Raw genomic sequence first — 16,196 nt, forward strand, 5'->3', positions numbered from 1 at the left:
TCTGAAAACAATCCTGTCATCCGATGGAGGCTTTAAATGAATCAGTTTCAGAAAATATTCGACGCACAGAAGGCGCTGTTCGCCACGGGTGTCACGCGTACCTACGAATGGCGCGTCGACCAGCTCGATCGCATGTCCCGCATGATCCGGGAGAACGAGGAGCGCTTCCAGAAGGCGATGGCGAAGGAGTTCAAGACCGCCTCGCAGGAATACATCTTCGAGACGGCGGCATCGGCCGGCGAGAGCGAGGTTCAGAAGAGCCAGCTGAAAGACTGGATGAAGCCCGTGGAAGCGCCCGTGCCAAAATTCCTCGCCAAAACCGGCCACAAGGGCATGATCTACCGCGAGCCTTATGGCGTGACACTCGTCATCGGCCCCTTCAATGGACCCTTGCTGCTGCTGATCCGCCCGGCGCTGGCCGCGCTCGCGGCCGGAAACACCTGTATTCTCACGCTGAGCGAAGCACTCCCGGAAACAACCAAGGTGCTGCAGGACCTTGTCCCGAAATATTTTCATCCGGCGGCTGTCACCATGGTGGCGGGCGGCAAGGAGCAGAACACCGAACTGCTGAAGCTCCCGTTTGACTTCATTTTCTTCACCGGCAGTACCTTTGTCGGCAAGATCGTCGCGCAAGCGGCCGCGAAAAACCTCACGCCCGTCCTCCTTGAACTCGGCGGGATGAACCCTGCCGTCGTGGACGAGACGGCGAACATTGCTGATGCCGCGAAGAAGATCGTCTGGGGCGCGATGGCCTGGGGTGGCCAGTGGTGCACCTCACCGGGTTACGCTTATGTCCATGAGTCCGTCGCAGATGCTTTCGCCGCCGAAGCCAAGAAGGCTTTGGTTGAACTCTTCGGCAAGGACCCCAAATCCAACCCCGACTACTCGCGCATCATCAACGAGCGCACGGTTGACCGGCTGGCCTCGCTCATCGATCCCGCCAAGGTAATCGCCGGCGGCAAGTCAGATCGTGAGGCGCACTACCTCGATCCCACGCTTCTTTATCCCATCACCTGGGAGGACAAGATCATGGAGGACGAGATCTTCGGACCTATCCTGCCGATCCTGACCTATAAATCCTTCGATGACGCTATGGCCCGGATGGCGAAAACAGGACGTCCGCTCGCCGGCTTCATCTTCAGCCGCGATCAGAAAACCATCGACCGGTTCATCGGTCAGCTGTCCTTCGGCGGAGGTGGCGTGAATATGGTGAATGTTCACCTGTTCGTCGAGACGATGCCGTTCGGCGGTACCGGATCGGCCGGGATGGGCCACTACTACGGGAAATACGGCTTCGATGCGCTGACCCACGCCAAGTCGATGCTGATTTCGCCGGCCGACGTTGCGATCGAGCATCTCTACTCGCCCTTCACCGAGGAAAAGAACCGGCAACTTGCGGGATGGTTCGAGTACTGAGGCGATCATGGCTCTGTCCCCATCCAACACAGATGCCGATTATGATGTCGTCGTGATCGGCAGCGGGGTCGGCGGTTACACCGCCGCAATCCGCGCGGGACAGCTGGGCCTGAAGACGGCCTGCATCGAGGGGAATTCAGTACTGGGTGGCACCTGCCTCAACGTCGGCTGCATCCCCTCAAAGGCCCTGCTTCACGCTTCGGAGCTGTTCGATCTGGCCCGAACCAAATTCGAGGGCTTCGGCATCAAGGTCGATCCGAAACTCGACCTCGCGACGATGATGGATCAAAAGCAGGCCAGCGTCGATGCTCTCGGACACGGGATCAAGTTTCTGTTCCGCAAGTACAAGGTCTCCCGGATCGACGGGTGGGCTCGCCTCGACGGACCAGGACGCATTGAGGTTCGGAAGTCCGACGGCGGCAAGGCCCAAATCACGACGCGGCATGTGGTCATTGCGACTGGATCAGTTCCGGCGCCACTTCCGGGAGTGACCATCGACCAAGCGCGGATCGTGGATTCGACGGGCGCGCTGAAGCTCAGCAAAATTCCGAAGAGACTGCTGATTATCGGCGCGGGCAGCATCGGCCTTGAGCTTGGTTCGGTCTGGCGCCGCCTCGGCGCCGAGGTGGAAGTTGTTGAATTTCTCGATCACATCATTCCGGGAGCGGACACGGCAATCGCATCGGCCTGTCAGAAAATGCTCGAGAAGCAAGGCGTCGCTTTTCGATTGTCAACACGGGTGCTTGAAGCAACCGCGCATGACGCTGGCGTCTCGGTCGAGGTAGAGAGCCTGAAAGACGGCGTCAAAGCCTCGATCGAGGTGGATGTGGTCCTGGTTTCAGTCGGCCGTAGGCCCTTTGTCGGCGACCTTGGCCTCGAGACAGTGAACCTGGTGCCGGACAACCGCGGCTTCATTCCAACTCAGAACTTTGCGACATCGGCACCGGGTATCTGGGCTATCGGCGATGTGACCGCTGGTCCAATGCTCGCGCATAAGGCCGAGGACGAAGGCGTCGCCTGCGTCGAAACGCTGGCAGGGCTCGCCGGCCATGTCGATTACGACATCATCCCCAGCGTGATTTACACGAGCCCCGAAGTAGCCTGGGTCGGATTAACCGAGGAGCAAGTGAAGGCGAGCGGGCATCCCTACAAAGTCGGGCGGTTTCCGTTTTCGGCGAATAGCCGGGCCAAATTGCAGCACGAGGGCGAAGGCTTCGTAAGGGTCATCTCCAGCACCGACGACTACCGCATTCTGGGCGTGCACATGATCGGCCCGCAAGTAAGCGAGTTCATCGGCGAGGTCTGTCTCGCCATGGAATTTCATGCGGACAGCGAGGATCTCGCTCGAACCTGCCATCCCCATCCCACGCGTTCAGAGGCGCTGCGTCAAGCAGCCATGGGCGTCGACGGGTGGGCAACACAGACCTAACAACCAAAAACGAGAGGAACCGGTCATGGGCAAATTACAGGGAAAGGTAGCGGTCATCACGGGCGGCACCACGGGAATTGGTCTGGCGACGGCAAAGTTATTCGTCGAGGAGGGAGCCCATATCTTTATCACCGGTCGGCGGGAAAAAGAGCTTGATGCAGCCGTAGGGGAAATTGGCCGAAATGTAACCGGTGTCCAAGGCGACGTCTCGAATATGAAGGACATTGATCGGCTCTATGAGACCATCAAGGCGACCGGCCGCCGCCTCGACATTGTTTTCGCGAATGCCGGCGTCGCCGAATTTGCTTCGCTGCAACAGGCAACCGAGGCGCACTTCGACAAAATATTCGACATCAATGTAAAAGGCACCTACTTCACCGTGCAGAAGGCGTTGCCGCTTTTGAATGACGGCGGCTCGATCGTTCTCACGGCCTCCATTTCAGGTGTTAAAGGCACCCCGTCCTTTGGCGTCTACGGCGCAAGCAAGGCGGCGGTTCGCAACTTTGTGCGCTCCTGGACAAACGATCTGAAAGATCGCCGCATCCGCTCTAATGTTGTGAGTCCTGGGCCGATCGCCACGCCAATTCTGGATGATCAGCCACAAGAAGCCATCAACAAAATTACAGCGACGATCCCGATGGGACGATTGGGCCGCGACGAAGAAGTCGCCAGGGCAGTGTTGTTTCTGGCTTCGGATGACTCCAGTTTCTGCTGTGGTGCCGAACTATGTGTCGATGGCGGAAGGGCACAGGTATGAGACTTCTGCTTCTCGGCGCAACGGGTTTGGTGGGACGAAATGCACTGGCGCAGGCGCTTTTGCACCCATTGATCACGCAAGTTATAGCGCCGACGCGCAAATCTCTGCCAGAGCGTGACAAGCTCATAAACCCGGTGGCCCTTGCCATACAGGAGCTGTTGCCGCAAATGCGCAATTGGAAACCGGACGCCGTCATCAACGCCACCGGCACGACCATCAAGAAAGTGGGATCGAGGGAAGCCTTTCGCATCGTCGATCACGATTTGCCTCTCTCGTTTGCCAAGGCGGCTTACAGAGAGGGCGCACAGAACTATGCGCTTGTGTCAGCCATTGGAGCATCCCTCACTTCTCGAATAGCTTACGCAAGAATAAAAGCTGAATTGGAGCGTGACGTTCAGAAGATCGGCTTCAAGTCGCTTACCATCGTGCGACCCAGCATGATCGGCGGAGAGCGCGAAGAATTCCGTCTTGGCGAAAGCATATTCTTATGGCTTTCGCGCGTTCTTGCTCCCGTCCTTCCCAAAGGATTCCACGTCAATCCAGCCACCGTCATTGCTCGGGTGCTTGTCGAAGCCGCCGTGATCGGGGTGCCTGGTGTCCACTTTAGATATTCAGACAGCCTTACGGAATAGTCGTGCTGCAACAAGGAGCCTTGCTATGACCCTCGCGCGCATCAAATCAGTGGCCGGAGTGCGAATTCCGGATACCGCGCTTTGCGAGGCTGCGGTCGATCTTTTGGAATCGAGCTCGCCCCAGTTTCTCTGCACCCATTGTCTTCGAACCTACATTTTTGGCAGTCTAGCCGTCAGAAGCCTCGGCCGGTCGGTGAAGGATGAGGAAGCCGCGTTTTGTGCAGCACTTTTGCACGACCTCGGGCTGATCCCTCCCTACCGTCGCGACAATCGCTTTGAAATCGACGGCGCGGATGCCGCGCGCGATTTTTGCACAAAGCACCACGTGTCACCCGAGCGTGCCGATCTGGTTTGGAGGGCGATCGCTCTGCATACTTCGCCAGGAATCCCCACACGGTTGGCAGGGGAGATAGCGTTGGTCCATCTCGGCGCTGGCCTCGACTTCCTGGGTCTGGGACTCGATCAGGTGCCCCCAAAGGTTCTCGAGGAAATCCTCGAAACATATCCGCGGATGAAGTTCAAGTCGGAATTCCACAATCTCCTCGTCGAGCACTGCCAGCACAACCCCGCCGCACAAATCTTGACCTGGACCGACGATGTCGCACGCACTGCAGGCTGCACGTTGCACGGCCGTCCGATCCCGACGGCAACACAAATCATGGCGGCAGCGCCGTGGGACGAATGACCCGAACGTTGGTTCACGATGACTGGAACAGGGAAAACGCACATGATCCAGATGCTAAACGTCGAACACCGCGAGCATGTCAGCAAACATTCCTTTGAGGATGTCGTCGGCGCCTTTTACGACGCGACGGGCTCGATCGAAGAGGGTTTCGGCGAGGTCGCGAAGACGGCCCATTCACCGGAAGAATTTGAGCGCGTCTTCAAGGCCCGCGAAGGATCAAGCGGCTTCATGCGCTTCGATGTCATCGATCACGGCGGCTGGCTCGCTACGATCGGTCAAAGAGCAAAAGCGGTGATGGTCGTGTTGGGTAATCCCCTGATTGCACGGACAATGTTGCAGCATGATGTCGGCGCTGGGTTAAACGTGCCCGTGCGGATTTTCATCTATCAGCATCAGGACGGAAAGACGCGCGTCGCTTACGACCTGCCGTCGACGCTCATGAGCAACCTAAAGGGCGATCCCGTAGCCGAAGCGGCCTCGAAGCTCGATGCCAAGCTCGTTGCTCTTGCCGAGCACATCTCTGGGGTCAAGGCAGATGACTAGGCTTAGAGCAAAGCATTTCGCTCTCCCGCATGACGTGCTCGAGCCCGACGTCAACGCGTCTTCATAAATCAAAAAAACCAAGGGGGGAGCTGGCTATGCGTCTCAATATCAATGGACTTAACCTGAATGTGGAAGATAGAGGGAACTCTGGCGGGTTACCTCTTGTCTTCTTGCATTCTTGGGCCGGTTCAAGCCGATCCTGGAAATACGTTGCTGCCGCGCTCCCAAATCACCTGCGCCCCATCGCAATCGACCAGCGCGGCTGGGGTCAATCGGACTCTCCTTCGCAGGGCTTCCAACTCGCGGATCTTGCTTCCGATGCGAAGGAAGTCGTCAAAGCGCTTAAGCTCGATCGCTATGTGCTTGTTGGGCATTCCATGGGCGGGAAAGTCGCTCAATTCATCGCCTCCGAAAGGCCTGAAAAGCTGGTCGGGTTGATACTCGTGGCACCCGCGATGCCAGGACCTATGCACCGCCCGCTTGAGGCGAGGCAGGGTATGGTCGGCATCATGAACTCTGCCCCCCTCATCCAGCAGACGATCGACAATACGCTTACGTCCAAACGTCTAAGTGCCGAACTCATTGCTCAAGTCATTGAAGACGCCTTGGGAGGCTCGCCCGAAGCCAAGCGCGCCTGGCCACTGTCGACCAGCCAGGAAGATATCAGCGACCGAGTAGGCCAAATCCAGGTTCCAACGTTGGTCATCGCAAACGAGCTGGACAAGGTTGATCCGGTCTCCGAGTTGCGGGCAGAGCTTTTGCCTCGCATTCCGCACGCGAAGATGGAGATCATTCCTGCGACCGGGCACCTGTCGCCGCTGGAATCGCCGATCGAGCTTGCAAAGATCATTGCTCGTTTTTCGGAAAAACTCGGACAGGATCAGTGATGCGCTCCAAGTTCGGTACGCTGGAGTGGGGCAAGAAGAACAACGGCAGGCTCACGCCAACCGAGCGGCTTCACTTTTTGCGCAACATGGCGTTCCTGGCCGCTCGGGAAGCGTCGGATGTTATCCGGGATAAACTAGGGCTCTTGAAGCCCGTCGATCTCGATTTTTCGAACTTTGCCCCGCCGGATACGCGGATGGCGAAAGATGCCGAAGTGTTTGGGCGTGAGACGCATACTGAAGATTTGTTGTCTCACGGCTACCGCACCTATTACTTCGGCGCCATTCTCGCACCGTACAGCAGGCTGAAGTACGACAAGGAATTGTTCTTCACGGCCGCTCTTCTGCACGATATCGGCCTTACCGAATCCAGAACCATTCCGCTCAAAGCCTGTTGCTTTGGCGTCAGCGGCGGCCGTCAGGTTCAGGAGTGTCTTCTACGTAAAGGGCACCCGTCCGAGAAAGCCCAGATTGTCGGCGACGCAATCTCTGCGCACCTCAATCTGCATTTGCCAGTTCGAGACTACGGGGAAGTGGCGGCGATGGTCGCGAAGGGCGCCGTGTGCGACCTTTTTGGCTTCGGAAAACGGCGCGTGAACGCGAACTTCAAAAGGGAGCTTCTTCGCGCTTATCCCGCCGGCAACATGCATGCCGCTCTTTTGTCTCAGGAGCAAATGGCTCCGGGATCGCGGCGCGATATCGGCAGGAAGCTCACGGGTGGTTTGCCCGAGCGACTGTGGATTCAGGACATAAAATGACACGTTACGAGCGAAGTACCATTCGTCCTCTGTGACGCAGCTGTTCCCACTGGCTTTCAGGTCGCCGAGGATCGGCGAGACGAGGTGGACATATGATCAGAGATATTGGCATTCGTCCGATCATATTCTCCGTCAACTGCTATATTGCGAGCATCCTCACGATGTTTGTCGCCTTCAGCCTGGACTTGAAGAGTCCGGGCTGGGCCATGACCACCGTCTATCTGACCAGCCAACCGTTGTCCGGTCCGATGCGGGCCAAGGCCTTCTATCGCGCCATCGGCACGTTCATCGGGGCCGCCGCCATGGTTGCCATCGTTCCCAATCTGATCGACGCGCCAGAGCTTACGACGCTTGCGATCATGCTTTGGGTCGCGCTCTGCATTTTCGTTTCGCTGCTCGATCGTACCCCGCGATCCTATATGTTCGCGCTGTCGGGCTATACCGCAGCGCTGATTGGCTTTCCAAGCGTGCTTAACCCCGGCACAGTGTTCGACACCGCGGTGTCTCGGGTCGAGGAGATCACGCTTGGCGTCGTCTGCGCGGCCGTCGTCCACAGCGCCATTTTTCCCAAGAGCGCCTTTAGCGCCTTTGAGCTGAAGTTGAGAAACGCTATCGCGGACACGCGCCGTTGGCTTGCTGATGGCTTGATCCAGCAGGGTACTTCGGAAACCGGGATGGAGAGGCGCCGGATAGCCGCCGATATCAGCGAGCTTTATGTGCTGGGCACCAGCCTGCGTTTCGACACCTCGCCGCACCGGCCGGATATCGGTACCATTCGCGCCTTCGACCGTACGATCGTCGCGCTTCTGCCCTTGGTGAGCGCGATCGAGGATCGTCTAACGCTTCTTCGCGGTATTGGGCCGCTCGATCCGAAGTTATCGCAAACGCTTACGGGCATTTGCGACTGGCTGCAGGTGCGGGCGCCAGGTGACCGACGTCGCGCCGCTGAGCTTAAGGAAGCCTGTGTCGCCGCCACGCCAGCCGCAGGCCCGCAATCAAGTTGGGGCGATCTGATAAGGGTGAACGTGACCGTGCGTCTGATCGAACTGATCGACGCGTGGCAAGGCTCTCTCGAACTCGCCGCCTATCTCAGCGACCCAGCGCGGACGCCAAGCGCGGGCATTCGCGCAGCGGCGACGCAGATCGGGCCCAAAGCGATGCATACGGACGCGGCTATGGCTTTGCTCTCAGCGCTCGCTGCCATGGTCGCGATGGGTATCTGCGCGTTCTTTTGGATAGCGACCGCATGGCCGGAAGGTGCCGGCGCCGTGGCTTTTGCCGCCGTGTCTTGCACTCTCTTTGCTTCCCTGGACGATCCGACGCCGGCCATTCGCGCTATTACGCTTCTCCTGGCGCTGTGCATACCGCTCGTGCTGATCTACCAGTTCTTTGTGTTGCCGGCGATTACCGGCTTCGTCCTGCTTTGTTGCGCCCTCGCATTTGTGCTGATACCGGCCGGCATCTTGATGGCGATCCCCGCCTATGCGGTTCTCGGCCTGGCGCTCGCCCTGAGCTTCACCATCGAAATAAGTCTGCAGACAAGCTACACCGCCGATCTGGCCGCGATCGTCAATTCGAACAGCGCTTTCGTGCTGGGCGGTGTCGTGGCGCTCATTGTGACCCGGATGATGCGGGTCATCGGCACGCAGGCCAGCGCCGCGCGGCTCATTCGGGCGACGCATCTGGACCTTGCAGACCTTGCCGCCGGGCGCTTGCATCCCAACCGGGATCAGTGGACCAGCCGCATGATGGATCGCGTCGCACTGTTGCTCTACCGCCAACCGCGGGTTGAGCCGCAGCCGCAGCATGAATTCGCCGATGCGCTCGAGGATCTGCGTCTCGGCGTCAATATGATCGAGACACAGTCAATCGCGCCTAACATGTCGAAGCCGGCACAGGATGCCTTGGCCGCGATGTTCGCGGGCTTGGCAGCGCATTTTCGTGGGCTGGGGCGGGGCCGCGTAGCGCCGCTTGACGGCGATTTGTTGCAGAAGATCGATATTGCAATCGGCGAAGCGACAGCGATCACCGCGAACACGCATGCCAGCGTCGCCGCGATCGTCGGCATGAGGCAGACCCTTTACCCGAACGCCCCGCCGTATCAACCGATCGACATACAGCAGAGTGATCCAGCGCTACCCGAGCCGGGCGAGCCGCGGCGACGTGATGGGAGCTTACCGTGATTGGGGAGTTCGACATCTACGGCGTGTACGTTCCGGCTTTTGCGATTTATGCCGCTATCGCTCTTCTGCTTCAGATCGCGATCATGCGGCTTCTGGAGGCCCTTGGCTTCTACCGTCTGGTCTGGCATCGCGCGCTGTTCGATCTCACGATCTATGTCGTTGTGCTGGGCATTGTGACGGCGGCGGGCACAAGCATCCTGGCGCGGGCATAGGCCATATAAAATCTTGGGAGGTGCAGCCATGAAAAACGTATTCGCCTCTGCCGGTCGCGTGTTGCTCACGCTCGTTTCGCTGATCGTGGCGATTGCCGTCGGCTGGCAGCTATGGAGTTATTATATGCTCGAACCTTGGACGCGCGATGGCCGCGTGCGCGCCGACGTGGTTACGGTCGCCCCCGATGTTGCCGGGCTAATCAGCGACGTCTTTGTTCACGACAACGAGAAGGTAACCAAGGGCCAGCCATTGTTCCGTATCGATCAACGGCGCTTTCAGTATGCGCTCGACCAGGCTAAGGCAGACGTCGCGAGCCGACAAGCGACGCTCGATCAGGCCAAACGCGATCTTGAGCGCGCGAAGAATCTAACCAGTGTCGCGATCACCGTCCAGCAGGTCGAGCAGCGGCAGCAGGCCGTGGACGTCGATCAGGCCGGGCTCGACGCGGCGAACGCGGCGCTCGAGGTCGCAAGTCTCAATCTCGAGCGCTCGACGGTCGTGGCGCCTGTCAACGGCGTGGTCACCAATTTCGAACTCCTGCCCGGGCGCTACGTCAACGCCGGCGCGGCGGTGTTTGCGCTGCTCGGTTCCGACACGTTTCGCGTCGAGGGGTATTTCGAGGAAACCAAATTGCGGCGCATCCATATCGCAGATGATGCAACCGTAAAGCTGATTGGCGATCCACGCTTGCTATCGGGGCACGTCGAGAGCATCGCCTACGGTATCGAAGACCAAAACCGCAGCACCAGCAGCAATCTGTTGGCCTCCGTCAATCCAACGTTCAGCTGGGTACGCCTCGCGCAGCGCATTCCCGTGCGTATCAAGCTCGACAATGTGCCGCCGGACCTTCTCCTCGCCGCTGGCCGCACCGCGACTGTTTCGATCGGGAAGATCAATTGGTAGTGTTACGCGCCGTCTTGGCTTCTGCGTGATCGAACAGACCGACGATGCAGATGACGTAATCAATTTTAGAGGGATCTCCGGGCGCGTCCTTTTCTGAACGGGAAAAAGACCGGGCTCTCGTGAACCGGGCCCCCTGGTCCCGGTAGGGTAGGCGCGGAACACCTCCGAGGAGGATGTTCCTACGCCTCCCTCCAAACCGTGCATGCACCTTTGCGATGCACACGGCTTTCCATATGCGAGTGCTCCCGACCGGAAACGGTCGCCCGGCACGACGGGCACAAGACGATGGTCTTGCGCCGCCAGCCAGATCGTTTCCAGACTATCAGCGACCCACTTCGCAGGTCTCGAACACGGCGGAGGTGATGCATCTCGAACGGCCCCGTCGTGCCGCCGCATGCTTCGCATCGGCGAGCATTCTGCCGTTGCATTTGGGTTCGCGGCTTTTGGCTGGTTCAGAAAAGAAAACTTTGATTTCGAAGCTTATAGCGTCTTGGTCGCAACGCAGGTCGTGAATGAGGTCATAACGGTCTGGTGGCGGATTGAACGGTTTCGACGTTTGCTGAAGATTGATCGCACGCCCTGAGCAACTGGCGCGCGACCAACCGAGGATCGCTGACTTTTCCGAGTCCGAAAAACCTGCTTTTGCCTTCAAAGCGCTCGTTGAGCGGAGGGTCCCGGGTGGCTCACCTGCGGTAATGCTCTAACTGATCGGAAGATTGCCGGTCCCCGCCAGATTCCGAAAATAAATTTGCCTTCATGAGTAGACGTTCTAACTTTATCTCGACCGTGCGGCGGGGACCAGGCTGGATAACTTGCGCTCGTGCCGGATACACCAGACGTGAAGCACGTTATAAAACTTGGGATCGACGCGCCGAATGTCGGCTTGAGTCAGTCCGCGCGCGACGTGACGAGCATAAACCCTTTGAAAAAATTGGTCCGGCTTCTCTGTTTTGTCGGACCGCTTGCCGTACAACGGTGGTGATAAACTGGTAACCGTTGCGCCGGCTATCACGTTGATGGGAGATACGCGTATCGATGTCGTCGCGCAAACGGCGAAGGGTCGTGAGGATCGATCTCTTTGGCGTGCGGTAGTCGAACGATATTGAATCCAACGCATCTCCGATGATCGCAAGCTGATGCGCGACCGTGACAGCTGCGTTTTCCCGCTTCCCAAGCTTCAACGCAACAAGCGCGACCGCGAACACAAACGTTTCGATTTTCCGGCTGCGGGCAGCGGCGGCCAGCTCGTGTTTTGTCGCCTGCGGCAACCTCAGCTCGGTCTTCGCCCGCGGTGGCGGCGTTAGCAGATATCCGACAACCTCGTATAGCGCCCTCGCGACCGTTTCCATGTCTTTTGGGTTGATGGCGCCGAGATCGGCGATCCGGTCTCTTGTGCCAACAAGTTCTTCGTAGAGCACACAGGCATTTTCGAGTTGATCGCTGTCGGCTGCCCAGCCCGATTGCTTGGGCAGGGTTGCTTCACCATCCAAAAGTCGCCTTCCAGGTTTGGCCTGCTTCATGATCCACGTTCCCGGACGCCATACGCGTAAGTGAAATCCCCGAAACGCCTCGTTGTCTTACCGGAAGGAGCGTTCGCTGGCAGTTGTCAGTGCACTGTAGGAGAACGTCTGATGCATGCAACCGCTGAGCAAAATTTCTTTCAACAAACTCCACCCGTTGCCGAAGCCGGTCATTTTGGAGTTTCTTTGTCGGAAACAACCACGGAGACGCCCATGTCCAATGTCATTCAAGTCGCAAGAAAAATTCTGCCTATCGAGCAAGTCGTTCTAGTCGAACCATTCGTACCGCCGTCGGACACGCCGCTGCGTACCACGAAGGAATTCCTCTCCCGCATCGTCCTCCTCGATCGCGTCAGCGTATTGTCGGAGGAGTCTCCAGAAGATCTCGCCCAATCAATCAGTTTTCGGTTTGTGACTCTGGATCGTGTCGGAACTAACCCCGCGATAGCGTTCCGCCTCGAGACGTTTGTGCCTACGGACCAGTTCAATCCTTCGCGGCCGTATCAAAGTCGCCTTTTGTGGAAAGACAGTGAAGGGAACGATAGGAGCAAACTTATGCTCGCGCCCCCCGATGAACTCCTGGCGGTCGTTATTCGCGGAGAGGTCGATCCACAAGAGATCGTCGCGGACAATAAACCTGTCCGCCGCCGGAAACCGTCCAACCGCCGCCGCGTAGCGCCGGCTGCCCGCGAGCCATCATAGGTCAGCAGCCCCCGGAAGGAGGCGGAGCATGCGTCGGTCATCCGCTAAGGACGACGGCGCCAAAGTCGAATTTCTCGACTACACGATCGCCGTTTGGCAGCCTTACTCCGCGCGTCCATTAACACGCGAGGATGCGCAGGAGATTCCTCACAACGTTGCCGGCTTCTTCCGCATCTTACAAGAGTGGGCCTACGAAGAACGCCGTGCGACTGCCTGGGCGCTGGCGCAATCGCCCGCGCGGATCAACGTTGGCGACGTGTCCGCTCCGCCGTCAAGAGCAGACGCTCGTCAACTCGCTCCGAATGTCCAATATGGGCCACATGCGGCTATGCTTAAACTTGCCAGAGCGCTTCCGCTCAACGGTCAGAAGCCGACCAGCCCTTTTTGTAAATGGTGCCTAACCTTGCCTTGATCGTGCGGTCGGGACGAGGCTCGACAGTTTGCCGTCGTGCCGGACGCACCAGCCATGAAGCACGTTGTAGAACCTCGGATCGGCCTTCCGGATATCTAAGCCATTTCGTCCAACAAAAACGTCCAACATCACGTCTCACATTTGCAAGATCTCTTTGCAGCGTAAAAAAATTGACGAGCAATAAATTGTTGAAGTCCTAAAGGAAAATCGGCATTATCTTTGTCGGCGGACGTCACCCAACAGGCTCCTAGGGAGCGCCAGCAAACTCAGGCACTTAGGTAGCCATCAGCCCCGTTCGTTGAATAATGGTTGAATAAGACGCTGGTGAACAGCGGCGAACGTTTGGGAAATTTGCTGCCGACATTAGCAGACTAGCCTCGGCGCGATGCCTCGCTGTGGCTGGCGCATTCGCGAAAAATTTCCTCGTCGCCCATGGTGTCCGGAAATATTCAAACCGCCGCTGACGTGCGCTGTCGTACGCGAGCGCCCTCGGATGTTCGTATTGACGTTGCTCGTCGCACAATCAACTCTTGTCCTGTCTAGCTGTGCGAATAGGAGGGCGGCACGTGAGATACAATCGACGAGAGAAAACTGGCGGACAACTTTCACAAGTCAGTCTATCCGCTCCGAAAGCCACAGAACCGAGCGCGATGCCATTCGCCCAGCGACTCTCCTGCACGATTGACGATGCATGCGAAGTGACTGGCTTGGGACGCACGAAGCTTTACGAATTGATCGGAACTGGGCGTATCGTCACGACAACGATCGGACGTCGGCGACTAGTTGTGGTGCGCTCGCTTCTGGCGCTCCTTGACACCAACATGTCGAACTAATGCACGTGCGATAGTCGAGCGCGTAATGCCGTCTAGGGTGCTCAGGTCGATATATCGGCTCAGAGAGCGAACATAGGTCGCGACCAGATCGCCGAACGCGCGCGTGCTCCTCCGTATCGAAGCAGCGCAGGCTGCGGCGGGAGTTCATCCGCCGCCGCGCCTTCGGTTTGTATCTCCGTGGGCGTCGCATCCGTCATTGGCGGTCATCGTAGACCATGAGGGCGACTGGCGGCTTCGACCCCGCCGAGTCCCCGATTTGGTTTCAAAACAGGCGGTTTTCAAGGAAAACAAGACCGCAGGCTGATTATTGTGGCACTAAAATCAGGTTGTGCCCTGATAAATATTAGAATAAATAAGGCTATAGACTGACACCACAACCCATCAAATCAGGTCACACTATGAAAACCGATGCTCGCCAGCGTGGCCGTAAACGGCTAGATGAGCGGCTCATCGCGCTCAAACCCCAAGACCGCTTCAACGCTCCGCCGAAAGGCTGGGTGCGGGCGATCAGGGACGCGCTCGGCATGACCGGCGTCCAGTTCGCCAGGCGGCTCAAAATCCGTCCCCAGAGCGTAGAGGCTCTTGAAAAGTCCGAAGCGAACGGTTCGATCCAGCTCAAGACGCTGCGTCGCGCCGCGGAAGCCCTCGACTGCACGCTTGTCTACGCCCTCGTGCCGAACACATCGCTTGAAGGCGCCGTGAGCGCGCGCGCGCGCAGAATCGCTAAGCGCGAGCTCGGCCGCGTCGCCCATACGATGAAGCTGGAAGCGCAGGGGACGGGCGACGCCAATCTCGAAGCGCGCATTGAGGCGTATGTCCGTGATGTCCTCAAAGACCGCGATTTGTGGAACGAGCTATGACGGATCTCTTCCAGGAACCGGATGACGCGACGCCGCTCGATCCCGCGCTGCGCGGCGATCTGCTGCAAACATGGATCACCAGTCGCGCCGACCTGAACGAGGCGGAAGAGGAAAACATTGTCAACGGCGCGGCCTGGGGCCGCCGCCGCCGCGGCAAGGCGGCCGATCTCCTGACGGAGGACTTCGTCAAGACGCTGCACAAGCAGATGTTCGGTGAGGTCTGGAAATGGGCCGGAACCTACCGGCAGGGCGAACTCAATATCGGCATCGCCCCGCATCTGATCGCCGCCGAAATGCCGGCGATGCTCGATGACGTGCGCTACTGGGTGGAGCACAACACATATCCGCCCGATGAAATCGCCGCGCGCCTGCATCACCGGCTGACGCAGATTCATGCGTTTCCGAATGGTAACGGCCGTCACGCGCGCATGATGGCGGATCTAGTGATCGAACGGCTTGGCGGCAAAGCGTTTAGCTGGGGCGGCGGAAGCCTTGCCGACGTAGGAACGCTACGCAACCAATACGTGGCGGCGCTTAAGGCCGCGGACAATCACGATATCGGGCCGCTGCTGGCCTTCATGCGGTCATGACGGCGGGCGCGCCGACCATCGCCGATCAAAGCCTGGTCGTGTTCGTCGATGACACCGGGCATGAGGCCCTCGTGTCGGGCCATCCAGTGTATGGCCTGGGCGGCTGCGCGGTCATGGCCGGCGATCTCGACCAGCTCATCCGCCACCCCTGGCATGAAGTGCGGCGCAAGGTGACCGGCTCGACCGACACGCCGCTGCATGCCGCGGCGTTCGCGCGCACGGCGACGCCTGAGCAAATTGAAGCCGTGGCCGCATTCTTTCGCGCGGAGCCATTCGCGCGCATCGGCGCGACCGTGAGCGTAGCGACGCGCATGATCGGAGATCTGGGTCCCGTGCACGCGATTGCGGGCGCGCTCAAGAACCGTATCGTGGACATCGCCCGGTGGACGCGGTTTAGCGAAGTGAATGTCATATTCGAAGCCTCCGAGCGAGCCGATCGTCACATCGAAGCGGCGTTCCAAGATTTCAGGCTGGAAGAAGGCGGGGCGCAGATTCCGGTCGAGTGCTATTTCATGCTCAAGGCCGCGCATGATCCGGCCCTCGAAGTCGCCGATTTTATCATGCACGCGGTGGGCCGTCAGGCGCGGCGGCGGATCGAGGGTAAGGAAGGTTTCGCGCCGGACTTCGTGGCCGTATTTCACGGGCAGGACTCGAAGCGCGTGAGTTTTATGGATATTTCAGAAGTCAGACGGGGCAGTTGATGGCACATACCAAACACAAACAGGTTCTTGAGGGCCTCGCGCGGCTGGATTTCACCGACAAAGGTGAATCCTTTGTCGAACAAAAATTCGTCACCCCGTTGCTCGAATGCCTCGGCTACGAGACGCACAAGGATTATGAGGTCATTCGCCACGGCGACGATGGCTCCACGTTCAA

The 16,196-nt window shown here is 58.6% G+C and carries 20 protein-coding genes; 18 read left to right on the forward strand and 2 right to left on the reverse strand.

Annotation, left to right across the window (positions count from 1 at the left end; genetic code table 11):
- Positions 1–36: 36 nt before the first annotated feature.
- The 11 genes from ABSE61_RS30015 (at position 37) to ABSE61_RS30065 (ending at position 10,403) form a co-directional block, all read left to right on the forward strand.
- Entirely contained in the window at positions 37–1,416 is a 1,380-nt protein-coding gene (locus tag ABSE61_RS30015; protein ID WP_423874789.1) for an aldehyde dehydrogenase family protein, read from the forward strand.
- 7 nt (positions 1,417–1,423) lie between these two features.
- The gene (lpdA, locus tag ABSE61_RS30020; protein ID WP_423874790.1) at positions 1,424–2,845 is read left to right on the forward strand and encodes a dihydrolipoyl dehydrogenase; all 1,422 of its coding nucleotides are present in this window, start codon (positions 1,424–1,426) and stop codon (positions 2,843–2,845) included.
- 25 nt (positions 2,846–2,870) lie between these two features.
- A complete protein-coding gene (locus ABSE61_RS30025; protein WP_423874791.1) occupies positions 2,871–3,602 on the forward strand; it encodes a glucose 1-dehydrogenase in 732 nt (243 codons plus the stop codon).
- Complete coding sequence (locus ABSE61_RS30030; RefSeq protein ID WP_423874792.1) at positions 3,599–4,234, forward strand: Rossmann-fold NAD(P)-binding domain-containing protein; 636 nt, start codon at positions 3,599–3,601, stop codon at positions 4,232–4,234. The genes ABSE61_RS30025 and ABSE61_RS30030 overlap by 4 nt, the downstream gene beginning before the upstream one ends.
- A 25-nt stretch (positions 4,235–4,259) precedes the next feature.
- Positions 4,260–4,919 (forward strand): HD domain-containing protein, encoded by a 660-nt coding sequence (locus ABSE61_RS30035; RefSeq protein ID WP_423874793.1) that lies wholly within the window; start codon positions 4,260–4,262, stop codon positions 4,917–4,919.
- 42 nt (positions 4,920–4,961) lie between these two features.
- Positions 4,962–5,462: a DUF302 domain-containing protein gene (locus ABSE61_RS30040; RefSeq protein ID WP_423874794.1), complete on the forward strand. Its 501-nt coding sequence runs from the start codon at positions 4,962–4,964 to the stop codon at positions 5,460–5,462.
- Between the two features lie 95 nt (positions 5,463–5,557).
- Positions 5,558–6,349 carry an alpha/beta fold hydrolase gene (locus ABSE61_RS30045; RefSeq protein WP_423874795.1) on the forward strand — a complete coding sequence of 264 codons (792 nt, stop codon included), beginning with the start codon at positions 5,558–5,560 and terminating at the stop codon, positions 6,347–6,349.
- Entirely contained in the window at positions 6,349–7,104 is a 756-nt protein-coding gene (locus ABSE61_RS30050) for an HD domain-containing protein (protein WP_423874796.1), read from the forward strand. Before ABSE61_RS30045 ends, ABSE61_RS30050 begins: the two co-directional genes overlap by 1 nt.
- A 92-nt stretch (positions 7,105–7,196) precedes the next feature.
- The gene (locus ABSE61_RS30055) at positions 7,197–9,287 is read left to right on the forward strand and encodes an FUSC family protein (protein ID WP_423874797.1); all 2,091 of its coding nucleotides are present in this window, start codon (positions 7,197–7,199) and stop codon (positions 9,285–9,287) included.
- The gene (locus ABSE61_RS30060; protein WP_423874798.1) at positions 9,284–9,499 is read left to right on the forward strand and encodes a DUF1656 domain-containing protein; all 216 of its coding nucleotides are present in this window, start codon (positions 9,284–9,286) and stop codon (positions 9,497–9,499) included. Before ABSE61_RS30055 ends, ABSE61_RS30060 begins: the two co-directional genes overlap by 4 nt.
- A 28-nt stretch (positions 9,500–9,527) precedes the next feature.
- Positions 9,528–10,403, forward strand: a complete 876-nt coding sequence (locus ABSE61_RS30065; RefSeq protein ID WP_423874799.1) for an efflux RND transporter periplasmic adaptor subunit — start codon at positions 9,528–9,530, stop codon at positions 10,401–10,403.
- A 179-nt stretch (positions 10,404–10,582) separates the two neighbouring features.
- Here ABSE61_RS30065 and ABSE61_RS30070 read toward each other — a convergent pair whose 3' ends face one another.
- Entirely contained in the window at positions 10,583–10,831 is a 249-nt protein-coding gene (locus ABSE61_RS30070) for an HNH endonuclease (protein WP_423874800.1), read from the reverse strand.
- Here ABSE61_RS30070 and ABSE61_RS30075 point away from each other — a divergent pair.
- Complete coding sequence (locus ABSE61_RS30075; protein ID WP_423874809.1) at positions 10,798–10,986, forward strand: hypothetical protein; 189 nt, start codon at positions 10,798–10,800, stop codon at positions 10,984–10,986. The two genes, ABSE61_RS30070 and ABSE61_RS30075, sit on opposite strands and share 34 nt — an antisense overlap.
- A 265-nt stretch (positions 10,987–11,251) precedes the next feature.
- On the opposite strand, the gene ABSE61_RS30080 is transcribed toward ABSE61_RS30075, so the two are convergent.
- Positions 11,252–11,923 carry a hypothetical protein gene (locus ABSE61_RS30080; protein WP_423874801.1) on the reverse strand — a complete coding sequence of 224 codons (672 nt, stop codon included), beginning with the start codon at positions 11,921–11,923 and terminating at the stop codon, positions 11,252–11,254.
- A gap of 111 nt (positions 11,924–12,034) precedes the next feature.
- Between ABSE61_RS30080 and ABSE61_RS30085 the strand changes: the two genes are divergently transcribed.
- The 6 genes from ABSE61_RS30085 to ABSE61_RS30110 all read left to right on the forward strand — a co-directional run bounded on the left by ABSE61_RS30085 (position 12,035) and on the right by ABSE61_RS30110 (position 16,021).
- On the forward strand, positions 12,035–12,625 hold the full coding sequence (locus ABSE61_RS30085; RefSeq protein ID WP_423874802.1) for a hypothetical protein: 591 nt from the start codon (positions 12,035–12,037) through the stop codon (positions 12,623–12,625).
- Between the two features lie 28 nt (positions 12,626–12,653).
- Positions 12,654–13,037, forward strand: coding sequence for a hypothetical protein (locus ABSE61_RS30090; RefSeq protein WP_423874803.1), 384 nt, complete (start codon positions 12,654–12,656; stop codon positions 13,035–13,037).
- A gap of 650 nt (positions 13,038–13,687) precedes the next feature.
- Positions 13,688–13,870, forward strand: a complete 183-nt coding sequence (locus ABSE61_RS30095) for a helix-turn-helix domain-containing protein (protein ID WP_423874804.1) — start codon at positions 13,688–13,690, stop codon at positions 13,868–13,870.
- A gap of 398 nt (positions 13,871–14,268) precedes the next feature.
- Positions 14,269–14,730 carry a mobile mystery protein A gene (locus tag ABSE61_RS30100; protein WP_423874805.1) on the forward strand — a complete coding sequence of 154 codons (462 nt, stop codon included), beginning with the start codon at positions 14,269–14,271 and terminating at the stop codon, positions 14,728–14,730.
- Complete coding sequence (locus tag ABSE61_RS30105) at positions 14,727–15,320, forward strand: mobile mystery protein B (protein WP_423874806.1); 594 nt, start codon at positions 14,727–14,729, stop codon at positions 15,318–15,320. The genes ABSE61_RS30100 and ABSE61_RS30105 overlap by 4 nt, the downstream gene beginning before the upstream one ends.
- A complete protein-coding gene (locus tag ABSE61_RS30110) occupies positions 15,317–16,021 on the forward strand; it encodes a DUF3800 domain-containing protein (RefSeq protein WP_423874807.1) in 705 nt (234 codons plus the stop codon). The genes ABSE61_RS30105 and ABSE61_RS30110 overlap by 4 nt, the downstream gene beginning before the upstream one ends.
- Positions 16,022–16,196 lie beyond the last annotated feature (175 nt).

This window comes from Bradyrhizobium sp. (assembly GCF_049519115.1).
In the GTDB taxonomy this organism is placed as follows: domain Bacteria; phylum Pseudomonadota; class Alphaproteobacteria; order Rhizobiales; family Xanthobacteraceae; genus Bradyrhizobium.